Origin of the sequence: Endoryza foliicola (assembly GCF_050589245.1) — a bacterium.
GTDB classification, from domain to species: domain Bacteria; phylum Bacteroidota; class Bacteroidia; order Chitinophagales; family Chitinophagaceae; genus Endoryza; species Endoryza foliicola.
In genome coordinates, this window is sequence record NZ_JBOBEW010000001.1 from 544,863 (window position 1) to 561,338 (window position 16,476).

Here is a 16,476-nt window from a genome sequence, read left to right on the forward strand (position 1 = left end):
ATACAACATCTATTACGGCATTGCTCCCAATAATATGTACAGTTGCATCATGGTGCACAGTTCCAACGAAAACTACATCAAATACATGGACAAAGACCTCACCTATTATTTTCAGATCGAGAGTGTGAATGAGAACGGAGTGAGTGAGAGGACGGCGGTGATGAAGAATTAGGGGAGGGAGATTGGTGGATTGTGCTAATTGTATATAGTAAATGTATAACACTAACTATATGGAATACAACAGATTGAGAGTTTATTTATTTGATTAGTGTTTCGTATATTTACGTGGTACCGGTAATGCAAAAAGACGACAGTGCAACAATAAAACGACAGGAAAAATGAACAGACAAGCCAACGCTTCAGCAAAATCAAAAGAGGTGCGACGCTACCCAAAAGCAGACACACAATTGCACCACATTTGCGTTTGCCCCAACACACGACCTGAATAATGAAGTTTTTCAAAAAAATATGGACAACTATTAAAATCTTCTTTGTAGGCAAGAAGAAAAAGTCTGATGTAAAAGTGTATCAAGACGCTAAGGCAACTATTGAGAAAGGAATAGACAAAGAAGAAATACTTACAAAAGCGTCAAGTGCTACTAATGACGAAGAAAGAAAGGAAATTCTCCAACCTCTGATTGATTTTGTAACTGCTGAACAAATTGTAGATGCAATAGAAAACGAGCCTGAAATTCTATCAGAAACAAAACCAACGAAGAAAAGAAAGAAATTATACGACCTGCATGAACTTGAAAATGAAATCAAGCGTCATCAATCAAACTTGACTCTACTTGAGCTACAGAAATCAAGTGTTAAAGAAGTTTTCAATCCAGACACTTCGTCATTTGACGAACGAATAAATAAACTGTTTTCACTTCTCGGCAAGAACAAAGTGAATGACAAAGTTGAATTATCGGATTTCACTGTTTCTGCGTTTGACAAAGATTTCAAACAACTCGAAAGATTATTATCTGAAAAATCTGCCCTTAGACGTCATAAAACCAAAGAGCAAGAAAAGAAAAGGCAAAATAAAATATATGAAAGCAACATTAAAAAAGAACTCAATCATCATTATTCGCTGATAGAACAAAATAAACTTGATGACGCCAAACTACTTATAAATAGACTTTCGAAGTCAATTAAACCGGACTATAAAAAAGGTATTGAACGGCTTTCAAGAGCAGTAGAAAAACTCAAAGAAAAGGAACTAGAAGTTTTCAAGAAACGACAAGCAGAACTTCTTAGACAACAACAAGAAGAAGCCGAAAGTCTGCGAATTGAACAAGAAAAGAAATTAGAACAACAAAGGATTGCAAGGGAAGAAGCCGAGGAAATAAGAAAAATCGAAGAAGCAAAAAAAACAGAAAAGGAAAATAAGCTAAAAGCACTATTAACAAAAAAATTCAATTGGAGAGATTTTCAAAGAATCCTACAAGACAATGGTATTGCGGGATTTTATCATTTTACTGATAGGTCAAATCTTAAATCTATTAAGGAAAATGGAGGTTTATTTTCTTGGTATTATTGTGATTTAAACAGAATAGAAATCCCAATGCCTGGTGGTAGCTTAGGTTCACGCCAAAACGATACAATTAATGGTAAAAAAGATTTTGTAAGAGCTGCATTTAATAAAGAACATCCGATGTTATTTATTGCTCAAAGAGACGGGAGGATTTCAAGACCAGTTTGGCTTGATATAGATATTGAGATAGCCTATTTTGAGCATACTGAGTTTTCAGACAAAAATGCTGCGGCATTTTCTTCTTACACTCCTATAATTGGCAAAGAAGTACAGCATTTGTCAAATATTAGGTTTGACATTTTAAAGAAAGCTGAACGAGTAAGGCACTACAATTTATTGGACAACGAAAAACCATATAACCAAGCGGAAGTCCTCGTAAAAACTTGGATTCCGATAGAATATATTAAAAATATTGAAAGTCTTGCCTAATGATATACATCGAGAATAAAAAGAAGAAGGAAAAAGCGTTGTTGGCAAAATACCCCAATGCCAAAATCGTTGATGTTACCTCAAAAGCAACAACTGGCTTAGTTAAATTGAGTCCGTTTTATCCCCACGGAAATATTCCTATCCCTTTTTCAGAAAACCGCAAAGCCAAATCTGTTGAGGGGATTTGGCAGGCTTTAAAAGTTTTTGAAAGTGCTGATATTGACGAAGCGATGTTCTCTAATGACACAATGAAAGACATAAAAAGAACTGTCAGAAAATATGGAAAACCTTTAGGGCATCGTAAAGGCGTAAATGGCACCGACTTGCTGAATTATATTGATGCTAGAATACAGATTTATCTTCCGAGTTATTTATGGGTATTAGAAAACAAGGTTTCAGAAATAATTGAGCGACTTAAAGAAGCATCAAAAAAAGAGGATATTGTTTTACTTGACTATGAAACTAATTGCGATGTTTTAAACCCGAAAAAACCGCTTTCACACGCCTTTCTCGTGAAGGCATACGTTGAGGGTAATTATCCAATGGCAACCGACTTGTATAAAGAACTTGAACAAAGGAAACTGAATCCAGTCGAGGAAAAGTCTAAAAAGAAAGCAACTAAACCGAGAACTAAAAAAACTCAAAACAAAAAGGACGACAATCAAACAACCCTATTTTAAAAGCAGAGAACATGACATTTGAGATTATATTCATTTTAGCCCTTGTCGGATTACAAATATTAGTATTTTTCAACGTCTTCTTTAAAATAAAGTCGTATCAGCGGTTTTTTCCAAGTTCGTTTAAAGAAATACAAATCGAAAAATTCTTTATAACAAAAGCAGTTCTAAGTGAATCTGACCAATTTGATAAATACTTGGATTCACTCCCAAATTATGTCCAAATAATTGAGGAATCAGAAGATGCGGATCAAGTCGAGCTTTTAGTTATTCCTAATTCAACAAAAGCGAATCATTCACACTTTTCAGAGATAATTAAATCCACTAATGCCTATTTGTGCAAAAACAAAGGAGCATCAGCAGACTTTGGGATTTTAAAAGACACTTGCGAAAGGCATCTTGAAAAGGTTGACAATGAAATTGGCAACCTTATAAATGTTCCTTTATATATCGGATTGGGAGGAACCTTTGTTGGAATTATTATTGGTTTGTGGGGGATTGATTTCTCCGCTACAACTGAAGGAACTACTACGACAATTTCATCTGATAGTATTGCCCAGTTACTGAATGGGGTTATTGCCGCAATGTTTGCAAGTTTGGTAGGATTAGCTTTTACTGTGATTAATTCAGCTTTGGTTTACAAGCCAGCGGCCTACAAAAATGATACAGACAAAAACCATTATTACGATTTTTTACAAAGAGAACTACTACCATTTTTGAATATTGGCGTTTCCAAATCTCTTGGAAGTTTTAAAGATGTTTTAAATCATTTTATTATCAAATTTGGTGAGAACATGGATGACTACAAAGATTCAGGTCATCTTCTCAATGAAAATTTACAAAAGCAACAGACTGTTCTTGAAGAAATAAACAAGTTAAGTCTAACCAGGACTGCAACCAAAATTGCAGAAGTGTTTGCGGACCTTAAAGGATCAGCAGAGCACTTAGAAAAATTTCAAGCGTATCAAAAGGGCCTAAATGGTTATGTTGACAAAACAGAGAAAGTTGCCCATGACATGAATGTAATCATTGAACAGTTTAAGGACTTCAATTTAAATCTTAAAGCAATAAGCAATAATAGTGTTGCCACTATTGAATTACAGAAGCAATTCAAAGATTCTTTAGAAAAACACTTCCCTACTATAAACGACCACAGAGAAGTTTGGCGGACCCAAGTTGATGAACTTAATCAAGATATCAAAGAGGTTTACAAGGAACTCAATAGTTACTTTAAAACTTCTACTGAGCAAATTCAATCCTTTATTGGCAGTAACAACAACTTTTTCACAGGAATTAATGAAATACAAAATGCCATTAAAGTTTTTGTAGAAAACTCATCCATCCAAAAGGATGAATTCAATGTTTTGAAAAATCAAATCGTTGACATGCGAAATGATTTCAAGGATTCGCAAAAGCAATCAATTGAAACTAATAAGGCTCTAATTGAAGCTATTATTGACTTGAAAAAAACCTTAAGCAAAATAGAAATCCCAATAGAGAAATAAGATGGCTAAATCAAACGAGAAAAAAAGAGACTTCTTTTGGTTAAGCTATTCAGACTTAATGACAAGTTTGTTTTTTGTCATGCTTGTTCTCTTTGTTTTGGTTTATACCATGCAAAATAAGATGATTGGAGAACTTGGAGAAAAAGGCAGGGAACTTGACCGAATTAAGGAAATCGAAAAAACAGTCAACAATATCGACACGGCATATTTTAAGTATGACGCAGAGAACAAAAAACACATTTTAAATATGCAGTTTTTGTTTCCAAAAGGTAGTTATGACATCTCTAAAATTGTGCCTGACAAACGAGCTGACTTGCTTAAAGCCGGTAACGTAATTAAACAACTCATTTTAAAATATCCAGAGGAGGAAAATATCAAATATCTAATTGTAGTCGAGGGTCAAGCATCAAAAGACAATTGGGCTGGAAATGACGACCTAAGCTATCACAGGGCTCAATCGCTAATTAAGTTTTGGGAGCAAAACAATCTTGGACTTGACGAATTGAAGAACTGTGAAATAATTGTTGCTGGCAGTGGTGAGAAAGGTATTCCAAGGACGCAGCCTGACATTGGCGATGCAAACCAAAGATTTCTAATAACAATAGTTCCTAAGATTGGACAAATGAAAAAATAAAGAGCCACCAAGCCAACGCACCAATACGACACGAAATGGACAGACAACAACACGACAGAAAAGAAGCACGAGGCGGTTATATGGGTTTGACGTCATGCGGGGTGAAGTGCTTAAATTTAATTGCAGTTCTTTAAATAAAATTTAGTGCCGGGTTGGCGGTTTTATGTCCTGAAATCTTGCATGAACGCTAAATCCGAAACGTTGGCTACATTTTTTGAGATTTTTGCAAAAGGACGAGTTAATCGTAATGAAGTAAACCATACTATAGATAGTCTAGAAGAATCAAAGTCTTTGCAGAAAAATTTACTAAGTCAGCACAAAGGACATCATTTATTATTTTCTGATTTAGAAAGTAAATGTGTATAGGGTGAGCGAGAAGACAAGTATCATAATAAACATAACGTAAGGTAGTGGTGCACACGAAATAGTCTTTTGACTAAATGAAATTTCATGCTATGGGCCATATCTATCAAGCGAAATGCAAGTCCTGTGAATATCAGTCAAAAATGCTGATGCATGGAGTAGGAATGCTTCTCGATACCGGGGCTTCTGAAATAATTCTAGACAGTAAGAAAAGGTCTCTGATATCGAAGACTATTTACAGCGAACCTACTGAGTTCGACACGGAGGTTCTTGGTATTAGCAATCCCCCCAAGCCCACGAAATTAGACCCGGAACGGTTTAAGATTTATGGAAGCGATCCACAATTGGGCCCTTTTAATAGCAGAGGCAGGTACATAAAACAACATGACGATTCCGATCTAGACGGTGCCCGATTTTTCTATATATGCCCAAAATGCGAAAAGAAGACATTGCAATTTGAAAGCGCTGGTTTGTGGGATTGAGCTATATGAATATGTCAACCCTCCTCCACCCCAAACTCCTTCATCAACTCCACTCCATAACCCCTAATAATTTTGATGATCTCCACCGCACGGAGGCCACGGTCTGTGATGGTGTACTCTACTTTCGGGGGAACTACGGGGTATACTTTGCGGGTGATAAAGCCTTCTCCTTGTAATCCCATTAACTGCCATCTGCAATCCCATTGAAAGAAATCTAAAAGAAATGCTGGGTGAAGCAGCTCTACCCAAAAAAGCAGTAGCCGAGAGCGGCTTTTTGTACTAACTTAAAGAACACAAATAAAAGATTATGACTATTGCCATTATAGGTACAGGAAATGTTGGCGGAGCGCTCGCCACTCAATGGGCTCGAAAAGGACACACCATTCTATTGGGTGTTCGTGACTTGGCTTCCTTTAAAGGACAACAACTCTTGAACAATCCCAATACTGCTGTTTTGTCGATCCAAGAGGCGGTTCAAAAAGCAACAATTGTGTTATTGGCCACGCCGGCGCCTATGGCGGTTGAAGTGGCTAGAAGCCTCGGAGATACCAGCGGCAAAATCATTATCGACTCCATGAACATCGTAATGAACCGCGGTCCCCAAGGATATTCAAATACGGCTCAGGCAATTCTCGATAACACCGCCACCCGCGATGTGGTAAAATGCTTCAATACCACAGGTTTCAATAACATGCAAAATCCGGTGTACGGAGATCAATCATTGGACCTCTTTGTTGCCGGAGATAGCAAGCCCGGAAAAGCTGCCGCCCAACAATTGGCACTCGATTCCGGTTTCGCCGCTTGTTACGATATTGGTGGCAATGATAAATTCGAATTAATGGAGCAATTTGCCTTTTTTTGGATCAATTTGGCGCTATTTCAGGGGCAGGGAAGGGAAATTGGGATGAAATTGTTGAAGAGGCAGGGCTAGGCTTTGGGCTTTAGGCCTTAGGCTGATGCTTCAATTTATTGGGTGTTAGAATTTGCGGTCACTAATCTGTGGTTAATCCGTTCTAATCTGTGCGAATCAGTGGTCAAAAAAATAATAGATACCTACTTGGTTTTTTTAGCTTACTAAATTTTCGAACAGTTTACTTTACCGCAAAGAGAAGAAGAACGCAAAGATGCGCAAAGAATTCTCAGAGCTCAATAATTGAAAAAATGCATAAAAAAGGGGTGTTTTTGATTAAAAACACCCCTTTTTTGACAAATTTTAGCTGTTTTTGCCCTTATTCTACAGAATACACTTTTACTACTCCGTCGTTTTCACTGCTCACAATCAAGAGACTTTTCTTGGTTGGACTATCGCAGGCCGGAACAAAAGTTACCCCCTCAGGAGCATCGCCGGTTTTCAATATTTTAATCAATACAGGGCTTGTGGGCTGACTGATATCATAGATAGCAACCGCATCGGCACGTTCCATTCCAACAAAAGCAATTGGGCGCTTTCCAACCCAACCCAAGGTCATGCCTTCCGGTTCTACACCTTTGTCATCACTGCGAGCATCGTCGTAATAACCAAGGGCTGCGCAAGATTTATCCAGCTCATTTTTGCTGTCAAAAAGCAAGGCACCGGTATTTCCATTCCATACACTGAAAGAGCGAGCGCCGCCCGTATACAATTCTTCGAAGTTTTTGGCATCACCATCGGTATTACCCAGCGTAGTGGTAATGTTAAGTCTGCCTAGTTTGGCATCTGTTCTCAAGCTTGCGTCTGTGAAAACAGCCGGATTTAATACGATGTCTTTCACACGCTTGTTTTCTACAAAGCCGGCATATTCACGTGCATCACCTTCGTTGGCTGTAAATACATAAGGCTTACCCCATAATTCAAAAACGCCGATACCATCAGGAAGGTAGCTCGCTTTTACAGGCCAGGCATTGAAATTGATTCCTCCATCGCGATCACTGGGATCGATCGCATTTTCAGCTAAATTGAAGGATTTGAAGCCTAAAGGGAAGATATTGGTGACTTTTCTGCTCTTAATGTCAATTTTCGCGATACCATTGTTCTCTTGTAAGGTTACCCAAGCTGTTCTGGAATCCTGAGAAATGGCCACATACTCAGGTTCGATATCTTGCATAAAACTGGCATTTGGACCATAAATTCTCAGTCCTTTTGCCAATAATTCGTCTTTTTTGCCCGTAAATGCTTCAAAACCGATGGTTTGTACTGCGTAGTTTCTTTTCACTTCAATGATGGAAACGGAACCAACCGGATCAATTGTATAAGAGTCATTTGGCTCACCTTCATTGGCAGTTAAGATGAACTCTCCGTCGGGAGAATAGGTAACCATATCGGGTAGCGCTCCCACCGGAATTTCTTTAATCAGTTTATAGTCCTTCGTTCTAAACACAACTACTTTACCCGGATCGGTCTTTACAAAACCTTCTACCGCTGCTGCCAGTTTCCCATCGCTCACAGAAACACTGTTTACACCGCCACCATAAGGTGTAATGCTAATGTTCCCGATTAATACAGGAAGAGCCGGGTTTGAAAGATCGAGAATGTCGATTCGGCTGGAGCCGCTGTTGGTAACAACAAAAAGTCGGTTTGTTTCGGGGTCGAAGGCGGTGATTTCGGCAGCGCCCAATTCTCCAACTTTAATAGAGCTGATTTCACTGAAAGTTGCAGCGTCTTCATTTGAAAAATGAGGGTGGTCAATCGGATCACCTTTTTTACAGGCCGTAGCCAATAATGCTAAAGCAACTAAAGAGAGTACATATTTTTTCATTTGCAGAGTTTTGAACTGCAAAACTTGTTCACGTGTGTTAAGCGCTCGTTAATGAACGGTTAATTGAAGATTAAGGATGATGAAGAGGTGGTTAGGTATTAGGCGTTACGCCTTAGGCTTTGGGCTTTAGGTGTTAGGCTTTTTTTGACCACAGATTTGCAGGATTATAAATGCAAATTAACACAGATTAAAGGCTGAAATTCAATTAGTCTAATCAAACACACAACCGCTAATCTGTGTCTATCTGTCCTAATCCGCGTTATCTGTGGTCAAAAAACCTCAAAAACAAGATAAATCAATCAAAAAAGGGCCAATTTCACTCGAAATCGACCCTTTTCTACAAAATGCAACTAATACTAATTTGCTATCAATCTACTTATCAAAACAGCCGCTCTTTTAATCAGAAATGGATATTCATTCAATTTAATGGTTTCACCGGGCGCGTGTGCTCCTCTACCGGAAGCACCCAATCCATCCAAACAATTCAGGTACTCTGCAACATAGGAGATATCTCCTGCTCCTCTCAAACCGGGATTTCCGGGAGATACTGGTCCCAGCCCCATTGCCTGACTTACCTCGCTGAGCTTTTCCGCGAGCAATAAGTTGCCTTGAGTTGGGGGCATGGCAGGAATTCCATCGGAAAATCTGATATAGGCTTTTGTGCCGGGTAGGTTATTAGCAACGATGGCTCGCATGCTATCGCGAGCCGCATTTTTCTGTTGTTCCGATATAAAACGAAGGTCTCCAATTACCACCGTTTTGGGCGAAATGATGTTGGTTTTGCCCGAAACAAGCCCATTTTGCTTCGATTCATTGTAATTTACCTCCGATCCGCCAATAATGAGTCCCGGGTTAAATGTCAAGTATTGTATACCTGAAAGACGTTCTCTGAAGCTATTGATAATTCTACTTGCCTCATAAATAGACCCATATCCACCCGAACCAAAGACTCCGGATGAATGACCCTGGGTCGCTTCTACTTCCAATTGCCAGCCACTCGCTCCGCGGCGTGCTGTAGTTATAATATTAAAGGAGGTGGCCGTTTCGAATGCCAGAGCAATATCGTGTTGTTTGGCGCGCTCAATAAAGTCTTTTCTGCTTACTTCGTGCGGATCGCCGGCATTTTCTTCGTCGCCGGTCATGTATACCGTAATATTCGCATCTTTCAAGAGTCCCTGTTGTTCGAGCGCTTTCAAAGCAGCAATGATGACCACATCTCCTCCCTTCATATCATTGACACCTTGACCCGTTGCCGTACTATCGTTTAACTTGGTAAATGGAGTAGAAGGCATGTCCGGTTCAAACACAGTATCCAAATGTCCTATCAAGAAAATTTTCTTTCCTTTACCACCTTTACGGTACGCAACCAAATGCCCCGCTCTTTTCAAAGAATCGGGTAAATTGACCCATTCTACCGTAAATCCGAGCTTTTTTAGCTCTTTTGCATAGATTTCTCCTACTTTTTTGACACCCGCTATATTGAAGGTACCGCTATTGATATTCACCGATTCCTCCAATAATTTCCAAGTTTCGGGCATAGAAGCCTCCACTTTTGCCAATAGAGCCGATTCTGTAGCGGAAAGATTGACTTGCGCCTTTGAAAAGGAAAAAGCTCCAACAAAAGCAGCTAACAATAATGTCTTTTTGAGCATAAGCAGGTATTTGAAAAAGTATGTTTTCGGACAAATTCGGCCAAAATTTGAGTGATTTTGGTCGGAAATAGGGCAAAATTGGTCAAAACACTCAAAAATCCCCTAATCTTTATCGATCAGTTTTATGCCGGTTTGCGTGAACTCAATTTTGCGTTCTTTATAAAGTTTTCCAAGAGTCATTTTGAAGGTTTTCTTACTCATTCCAAAAAACTCATACACTTCTTCCGGATCCGATTTGTCGTGAAAGGGTAGGTATCCGTTGTGTTCTCTTAATAAGTCAAGGATCTTGGTTTCTTCGTTTACTACTTTCTTGTATCCGGTTTGACCTATAGAAACGTCGATTTTGTTATCCGGGCGAATGGTTTTAATGGTCCCTTTTAATGTATCGCCCAAGGCCAATTTTTGGAAAACCTCATTGAAGTAGACCAAACCAATGTGTTGATTGTTGATGATTACTTCATAACCAAGATTGGTAGTTCGATACACCAATAGGTCTACGATCTCCTTTTCCTTTACAGTAAGCGTTTCATTGGAAAGAAAGGGCTCAATTTTTTCTGAAGCCACTACTCGACCGGTCTGCTCGTCGGTATAAATTTTTACGATATAATAACCACCCACGCGCATTCCCGATCGTTGTTTACTCCGCGGAACAAAGAGATCTTTCATCAATCCCCAATCCAAAAATGCCCCTTGGTTAGTAGTAGAAACAACTTTCAAATTGGCGATATCGCCTAATACGGCTTTGGGCTTGGTGGTTGTTGCAATCAAACGATCCTCAGAATCATGGTAAACAAAAACCTCGAGCACATCACCCACTTTGGCGTCTTTGGGGATGAATTTTCCGGGAAGTAAGAGGCCTTTATCGCCATCGTCTAAAAATGCGCCGGAGGCATTGATGCGTTGGATAGCGAGCTGATGGTATTGTCCGGCAGTTAATTTCATTGATCAAAGATAGGGAAATGAGGAGACGAGGAGGCGAGGAACGAGGAGGAGGATGATTTGAGAGTGTGATTATTTGATAATGTGGGAATGAAATACAAATAAGGAAGAGGGACGCTGCGAAACCGCTGCGCTCGCTGCGCCGTTGCGGTGCAAAAATGAAAAGCCGGAAAACAAGAGTTGCGGCAACTATCCTGTCAATCCTTTAATCCTGTAAATCCTGATCGCAGTCAGGTTGATTGAATATCAGGGGCTAATCTGTGGGAATCTGTATTAATTTGTGGAATCTGTGGTCAAAAAAAAGCCTAAAACCTAAAGCCCAAAACCTACCACACAGAACTCAATAACTCAAAACTTGAACTACATGGTGTCTTTGGTGAAATGAAAATTTAAACTTCAGTCTTCTCTCCCCTTCCTCGTCTCCTCGTTCCTCTCATCCTCGTTTCCTGTTTACCACTTTTTCCCAAAAACATCCCACTCTAAAATGCTGTTGGCAGCGGCAAACGATGTAATTTGCAACCATGCAATCGTATTTGAATGACTTGAATGAGCGCCAACGAGAAGCCGTGACCCATATAAACGGTCCGATCATGATCGTAGCAGGTGCAGGAAGTGGAAAGACCAAAGTATTGACCACCCGAATCGCCCATTTGATGGCGAACGGAGTAGATGCCTTCAATATTCTCGCCCTAACATTTACAAACAAAGCCGCCAAAGAAATGAAGGAGCGCGTGGAGCGCATCCTCGGCAATGGCGAAGCTAGAAATCTATACATCGGAACTTTTCACAGCGTGTTCGCGCGAATTCTTCGTTCCGAAGCCGACAAGATTGGATATCCCAATCATTTCACGATTTATGATACCGACGATGCGAAAAGCGTAGTGAAAACAGTGGTGAATGAAATGAATTTAGACGACAAACACTACAAACCCGCAACCGTTTACAACCGCATTTCTTCAGCGAAGAACGCTTTGGTAAGTGCTGCACAATATGCCGCAGATTATCATATCCAGCAGGAAGACATGCGCGCCAATCGTCCTGCTATTGCCCAGATTTATGACGCATATGTAAAGCGCTGTTTCAAAAACGGTGCGATGGACTTTGATGATTTGTTGTTGAAGTTTTATGAATTACTGAAGACGAGTCCGGAAGCCTTGTCCAAATACCAACGCAAGTTCAAATACATTTTGATCGACGAGTATCAAGATACCAACCCGGCACAATACGAGATCATCAAACTTCTCGGTGCCATGCACGAGAATGTATGTGTAGTGGGTGATGATGCGCAGAGTATCTACAGTTTCCGCGGTGCTACCATTGAAAACATCTTGCAGTTCCAACAAGACTATGACAATGTAAAAGTGGTGAAGCTGGAACAGAATTACAGAAGTACCAAAACGATCATTAATGTAGCGAACGAAGTGATTCGCAACAATAAGGGACAGATTCCTAAAGACCTTTGGACCGACAATGCGGATGGTGAAAAAATTCGATTGGTAAGAACCAATTCAGATAACGATGAGGGTAAGTTTGTAGCCGATACCATTCAAGAACAAAAGTTGCGCAATCATTTCATGAACCGCGACTTTGCCATTCTCTATCGCACAAACGCTCAGAGCCGTGCTTTTGAAGAAGCTTTGAGAAGGATGGCCATTCCGTATACGATTTATGGCGGTATCAGCTTCTATCAAAGAAAGGAGATCAAGGATATGATCGCTTACCTGCGATTGGTGGTAAACCCCAATGATGAGGAAGCGCTGAAGCGGATTGTAAATTATCCGGCTCGTGGTATTGGTAAAACATCGGTAGACAGAGCGGTATTGAATGCCAACGACCGAAACATCAGCATGTGGCAAGTATTGGAAAACGCTGCGATGTTTGGCTACAAAGCAGGTACGCTTGAGTCCATAGATAATTTTGTTACCATGATCAAGAGCTTTCAAAGCATGCTGACCAAGGCCAATGCTTATGAAGTAGCTTTTCATGTTGGTAAACAAACGGGCATTGTAAAAGAGATGTTCAACGATAAAAGTGCAGAAGGTGTTCAGCGTTATGAGAACATCCAGGAATTGTTGAACAGTATCAAAGAATGGACAGAAAGCCCCGATAATGAAGACGGTGAATTGGTTGATAAAAGTTTGGGAGGTTATTTACAACAAGTAACCCTGCTTACCGATGCAGATGATAAAGATCCTGATTCAGATACGGTGAAACTCATGACCATTCACGCCGCAAAAGGACTTGAGTTCAGTTGTGTGTTTGCCGGTGGCTTGGAAGAAACACTGTTTCCGAGTGCGATGTCAATTAATACGCGCGAAGAATTGGAAGAAGAACGCCGCTTGTTCTATGTGGTGATCACGCGTGCAAAGAAAAAACTCTGGATTAGTTATGCGAATTCGCGTTATCGTTTTGGCAATTTGATTCAGAACGAACCGAGTCGTTTCATCGACGAACTTCCGGAAGATTATTTGGATCGTTCCTTTGCGGGAGGCGGCATTAAGAATCAAGGATTCACAAATTTCAATCAGTCCTCTGCTTTTGATAGAATGAATGGAGGCGGATGGGGAAGCGGTGGATCCAGAAGAGAAGCTTCGGATGCGGAAAGAAGGTATGGTCCTCCTCCGGCTAAAAAACAGGCACCGGCCCAACCCAGTTATTTGCCCCCGAAACCCGCTGCACCGAAAGTGGTGGAACACACTCCTTCGGCCGATTTCGTAGCAAGTGATACCAGCAATTTGAAAGTTGGAGAGCGAGTAGAGCATCAAAAATTTGGTTTTGGTGAAGTAGTGAAAATGGAGGGAGCAGCTCACAATCCGATCGCCACCGTAAAATTTGAGCACAATGGCGAGAAGAAGATCATGCTGAATTACGCAAAATTGAGAATCATAGAATAATCAAAAAATAGGCAAAAAGGGGTCATTTTTAGTCGTTTTCGGCTCAAAATGACCCTTTTTTCTTTTAAAATCGTCGATTTTCACCATTCTGCTATTTAGCATTTTTGACAAACCCTAAACCTTGTTTTAAGCTAAAAAGATGCTTAGTTTCAAACAAGTAAGAGCATCATATAGAAAAATTTTACAGTGTTTTCTTAGCAAAAAAAGGAAGCTAACTTTTTAAAAAACTGTATTACTCAACCGATTGTTCCTTTTTGCTTTAACGACCTCCACAAGTGCACTCTGAACGGGCTTTTCGTCGTAACTTCTCTGCCTGATTGCTTTATACTATGATCTCAAAAAAATTAGGCGTTATTGCATGCTTTACCGGAATGGTTTTGGCGGCTTCTTGCTTCTCAAGCGGAAACAGTCCTGAACTCCCCGACCAGGTAAGCTATAATTTCCACATCAGACCCATTTTCTCCGATAAATGCTTTGCTTGTCATGGTCCGGACGCAGGCCACCGCAAAGCGGGACTTAGACTCGATATTGCAGATAGTGCATACGCTCCTCTAAAGGAAACAAAAGGTGCTTTTGCGTTAAAACCCGGAGACCCCGATGCATCGGAAGTTTACCTACGTGTTAGTTCAAAAGACACTACCTATCAAATGCCGACACCTGAATCGCATTTAGGTGCATTAACCGAGTATGAAGTGGCATTGGTTAAAAAGTGGATCAAGCAAGGTGCTCGATACGAAAAGCACTGGGCTTTTATCCAACCTAAAAAAGCAAGTCCTCCCGATGTTTCTTCTGATTGGGTAAAAAATGACATCGATAAGTTCATCTATCAAGAACTCGATCGCAGAGGTTTAGAGCCAAACGAAGAAGCCGATAAAGAGCGATTACTCAAGCGTGTTAGCCTAGATGTTACAGGTCTTGTACCGACTCCTGAAGAAACGCAAGCTTTTGTAAACGATAAATCGGACAACGCATACGAAAAACAAGTAGATCGATTGTTGGCGCAACCCCAATACGGTGAAAAAATGGCTGTGTATTGGATGGACCTTGCTCGTTATGCCGATAGTTATGGATATCAAGATGATAATGTTCGTACGCAATGGCCCTGGCGCGATTGGGTGATTCATGCTTTTAACAGCAACATGCATTACGATCAATTCCTCACCTATCAAATTGCCGGAGATATGTTGCCGAATGCAACGAAAGAACAGCAACTGGCTACCGGCTTTTTTAGAAACCATAAGTATACGGAAGAAGGCGGGGTGATTGATGAAGAATACAGAATTGAATACCTTTTAGATAAGACAAAAACATTTGGTAAAGGTATACTCGGACTTACGATTGAATGTGCTCAATGTCACGATCATAAGTACGATCCTTTTAGTCAAAAGGATTATTATCAAATGCTCGCGTTCTTCAATAACACGTATGAAGTAGGATATGAGGGTGATGTGAGCATTTCAAAACCTGCTAAAAATCCTTTGATAAAAATTACACAAGAGGATCGAAACAGCCTGTTGAAATTCATTAATTGGAAAGATACGTCTGCCTTGACCGTTTCTGTAATGGGCGAGTTGAAAGATTCGGTAAGAAAAACCTTTACTCTTAAAAGAGGTGTTTACAATTTGCCCGACCAAGAAGTACAACCGCAAGCATTACCGGCCGTGATGAAATTCGATCAGAAGAAATTTCCATCGAATAGACTTGGTTTAGCAGAATGGACGGTTGATAAGAACAATCCGCTTACAGCAAGAGTATTTGTGAATCAGATTTGGCAAGAATTGTTCGGAAGAGGGATTGTTAAAACAGTAGGCGATTTTGGTATGCAAGGTGAATTGCCTTCTCATCCCGCATTGCTCGATTGGTTGGCAGTAGATTTCATGGAACACAACTGGGATGTTAAATATTTGATCAAGCAAATATTAATGTCGGCCACGTATCGTCAGTCGGCAAAAACTACTTCTGAAAAACAAGAAAAAGATCCGGAGAACATCTACTTATCACATGCGCCTCGCGTGAGAGTAAAAGCAGAATTAGTGAGAGACATTGTACTTTCTTCCAGTGGTATGTTGGTGAAAGAGATTGGTGGCCCGAGTGTGAAGCCCTATCAACCCAAAGGATTATGGGAAGCCGCTACTTCAGGCCGCGGTGCATTGGCAAGTTATAGACAAGATCACGGGGATGCTTTGTATAGAAGAGGTTTGTACACCTTCATCAAATTAACAGTGCCTCCGCCATCAATGATCTTATTTGATGCCAGCAACAGAGATCAATGCGAAGTAAAGAGGTCTAAGACCAATACACCGTTACAAGCCTTGATGATGCTCAATGATCCTACGGTTTTGGAAGCCTCTCGTGTATTAGCACAGAAAATAGTAAGCAGCGGATCAGACGGAGAGAAAGCAGTTGAAAATGCGTTCGAGCGAATTGTATGTAGAAAGCCAAGTTCAAAAGAATTGCAAGTGTTGAGTTCTTATTACCAAGATCAACTTCAACAATTCACTTCTAAAAAACTCAATGCAGCGCTTACTTTAAAAGCAGGTGAATATCCGCAAGATCCTAAATTGGATCAGAACAAATTAGCGGCGCTGATGAAAACGATTACTACCATTTATAATTTGGAAGAAACCATTACAAAATCATAGTT

General features: G+C 40.2%; 13 protein-coding genes. 9 read left to right on the plus strand and 4 right to left on the minus strand.

Features of this window, described 5'->3' with window-relative positions:
* Positions 1-34 precede the first annotated feature (34 nt).
* The 6 genes from ACQ2HE_RS02295 to ACQ2HE_RS02320 all read left to right on the plus strand — a co-directional run bounded on the left by ACQ2HE_RS02295 (position 35) and on the right by ACQ2HE_RS02320 (position 5,612).
* Positions 35-172: a hypothetical protein gene (locus ACQ2HE_RS02295; protein ID WP_430894959.1), complete on the plus strand. Its 138-nt coding sequence runs from the start codon at positions 35-37 to the stop codon at positions 170-172.
* A 276-nt stretch (positions 173-448) separates the two neighbouring features.
* Positions 449-1,951: a DarT ssDNA thymidine ADP-ribosyltransferase family protein gene (locus ACQ2HE_RS02300; protein ID WP_430894957.1), complete on the plus strand. Its 1,503-nt coding sequence runs from the start codon at positions 449-451 to the stop codon at positions 1,949-1,951.
* A complete protein-coding gene (locus ACQ2HE_RS02305; RefSeq protein ID WP_430894955.1) occupies positions 1,951-2,631 on the plus strand; it encodes a DUF6939 family protein in 681 nt (226 codons plus the stop codon). The genes ACQ2HE_RS02300 and ACQ2HE_RS02305 overlap by 1 nt, the downstream gene beginning before the upstream one ends.
* Before the next feature lie 11 nt (positions 2,632-2,642).
* Positions 2,643-4,133 carry a hypothetical protein gene (locus tag ACQ2HE_RS02310; RefSeq protein ID WP_430894953.1) on the plus strand — a complete coding sequence of 497 codons (1,491 nt, stop codon included), beginning with the start codon at positions 2,643-2,645 and terminating at the stop codon, positions 4,131-4,133.
* Position 4,134: 1 nt separating this feature from the next.
* Complete coding sequence (locus ACQ2HE_RS02315) at positions 4,135-4,767, plus strand: hypothetical protein (protein WP_430894952.1); 633 nt, start codon at positions 4,135-4,137, stop codon at positions 4,765-4,767.
* A gap of 455 nt (positions 4,768-5,222) precedes the next feature.
* Entirely contained in the window at positions 5,223-5,612 is a 390-nt protein-coding gene (locus tag ACQ2HE_RS02320) for a hypothetical protein (RefSeq protein WP_430894951.1), read from the plus strand.
* 14 nt (positions 5,613-5,626) lie between these two features.
* Here ACQ2HE_RS02320 and ACQ2HE_RS02325 read toward each other — a convergent pair whose 3' ends face one another.
* Positions 5,627-5,794 carry a winged helix-turn-helix transcriptional regulator gene (locus ACQ2HE_RS02325; RefSeq protein ID WP_430894950.1) on the minus strand — a complete coding sequence of 56 codons (168 nt, stop codon included), beginning with the start codon at positions 5,792-5,794 and terminating at the stop codon, positions 5,627-5,629.
* Between the two features lie 125 nt (positions 5,795-5,919).
* On the opposite strand from ACQ2HE_RS02325, the gene ACQ2HE_RS02330 reads away from it, so the two are divergent.
* On the plus strand, positions 5,920-6,543 hold the full coding sequence (locus tag ACQ2HE_RS02330) for an NADPH-dependent F420 reductase (RefSeq protein WP_430894949.1): 624 nt from the start codon (positions 5,920-5,922) through the stop codon (positions 6,541-6,543).
* Between the two features lie 298 nt (positions 6,544-6,841).
* On the opposite strand, the gene ACQ2HE_RS02335 is transcribed toward ACQ2HE_RS02330, so the two are convergent.
* The 3 genes from ACQ2HE_RS02335 to ACQ2HE_RS02345 all read right to left on the minus strand — a co-directional run bounded on the left by ACQ2HE_RS02335 (position 6,842) and on the right by ACQ2HE_RS02345 (position 10,941).
* Positions 6,842-8,347 carry a choice-of-anchor I family protein gene (locus ACQ2HE_RS02335; protein WP_430894948.1) on the minus strand — a complete coding sequence of 502 codons (1,506 nt, stop codon included), beginning with the start codon at positions 8,345-8,347 and terminating at the stop codon, positions 6,842-6,844.
* A 356-nt stretch (positions 8,348-8,703) separates the two neighbouring features.
* Positions 8,704-9,999: a M20/M25/M40 family metallo-hydrolase gene (locus tag ACQ2HE_RS02340; protein ID WP_430894947.1), complete on the minus strand. Its 1,296-nt coding sequence runs from the start codon at positions 9,997-9,999 to the stop codon at positions 8,704-8,706.
* 102 nt (positions 10,000-10,101) lie between these two features.
* Positions 10,102-10,941, minus strand: coding sequence for a CvfB family protein (locus ACQ2HE_RS02345; RefSeq protein WP_430894946.1), 840 nt, complete (start codon positions 10,939-10,941; stop codon positions 10,102-10,104).
* Between the two features lie 518 nt (positions 10,942-11,459).
* On the opposite strand from ACQ2HE_RS02345, the gene ACQ2HE_RS02350 reads away from it, so the two are divergent.
* Together ACQ2HE_RS02350 and ACQ2HE_RS02355 are read left to right on the plus strand one after the other, a co-directional pair.
* Complete coding sequence (locus ACQ2HE_RS02350) at positions 11,460-13,832, plus strand: ATP-dependent helicase (RefSeq protein WP_430894945.1); 2,373 nt, start codon at positions 11,460-11,462, stop codon at positions 13,830-13,832.
* 329 nt (positions 13,833-14,161) lie between these two features.
* Entirely contained in the window at positions 14,162-16,474 is a 2,313-nt protein-coding gene (locus ACQ2HE_RS02355; RefSeq protein WP_430894944.1) for a PSD1 and planctomycete cytochrome C domain-containing protein, read from the plus strand.
* Positions 16,475-16,476: the final 2 nt, after the last annotated feature.

What these genes read in the sequence shown, in the direction of transcription:
- ACQ2HE_RS02295 (WP_430894959.1), top strand. Translation starts at nt 35, where the DNA reads ATGTACAGTTGCATCATGGTGCACAGTTCCAACGAAAACTACATCAAA.
- ACQ2HE_RS02300 (WP_430894957.1), top strand. Translation starts at nt 449, where the DNA reads ATGAAGTTTTTCAAAAAAATATGGACAACTATTAAAATCTTCTTTGTA.
- ACQ2HE_RS02305 (WP_430894955.1), top strand. Translation starts at nt 1,951, where the DNA reads ATGATATACATCGAGAATAAAAAGAAGAAGGAAAAAGCGTTGTTGGCA.
- ACQ2HE_RS02310 (WP_430894953.1), top strand. Translation starts at nt 2,643, where the DNA reads ATGACATTTGAGATTATATTCATTTTAGCCCTTGTCGGATTACAAATA.
- ACQ2HE_RS02315 (WP_430894952.1), top strand. Translation starts at nt 4,135, where the DNA reads ATGGCTAAATCAAACGAGAAAAAAAGAGACTTCTTTTGGTTAAGCTAT.
- ACQ2HE_RS02320 (WP_430894951.1), top strand. Translation starts at nt 5,223, where the DNA reads ATGGGCCATATCTATCAAGCGAAATGCAAGTCCTGTGAATATCAGTCA.
- ACQ2HE_RS02325 (WP_430894950.1), bottom strand. Translation starts at nt 5,794, where the DNA reads ATGGGATTACAAGGAGAAGGCTTTATCACCCGCAAAGTATACCCCGTA.
- ACQ2HE_RS02330 (WP_430894949.1), top strand. Translation starts at nt 5,920, where the DNA reads ATGACTATTGCCATTATAGGTACAGGAAATGTTGGCGGAGCGCTCGCC.
- ACQ2HE_RS02335 (WP_430894948.1), bottom strand. Translation starts at nt 8,347, where the DNA reads ATGAAAAAATATGTACTCTCTTTAGTTGCTTTAGCATTATTGGCTACG.
- ACQ2HE_RS02340 (WP_430894947.1), bottom strand. Translation starts at nt 9,999, where the DNA reads ATGCTCAAAAAGACATTATTGTTAGCTGCTTTTGTTGGAGCTTTTTCC.
- ACQ2HE_RS02345 (WP_430894946.1), bottom strand. Translation starts at nt 10,941, where the DNA reads ATGAAATTAACTGCCGGACAATACCATCAGCTCGCTATCCAACGCATC.
- ACQ2HE_RS02350 (WP_430894945.1), top strand. Translation starts at nt 11,460, where the DNA reads ATGCAATCGTATTTGAATGACTTGAATGAGCGCCAACGAGAAGCCGTG.
- ACQ2HE_RS02355 (WP_430894944.1), top strand. Translation starts at nt 14,162, where the DNA reads ATGATCTCAAAAAAATTAGGCGTTATTGCATGCTTTACCGGAATGGTT.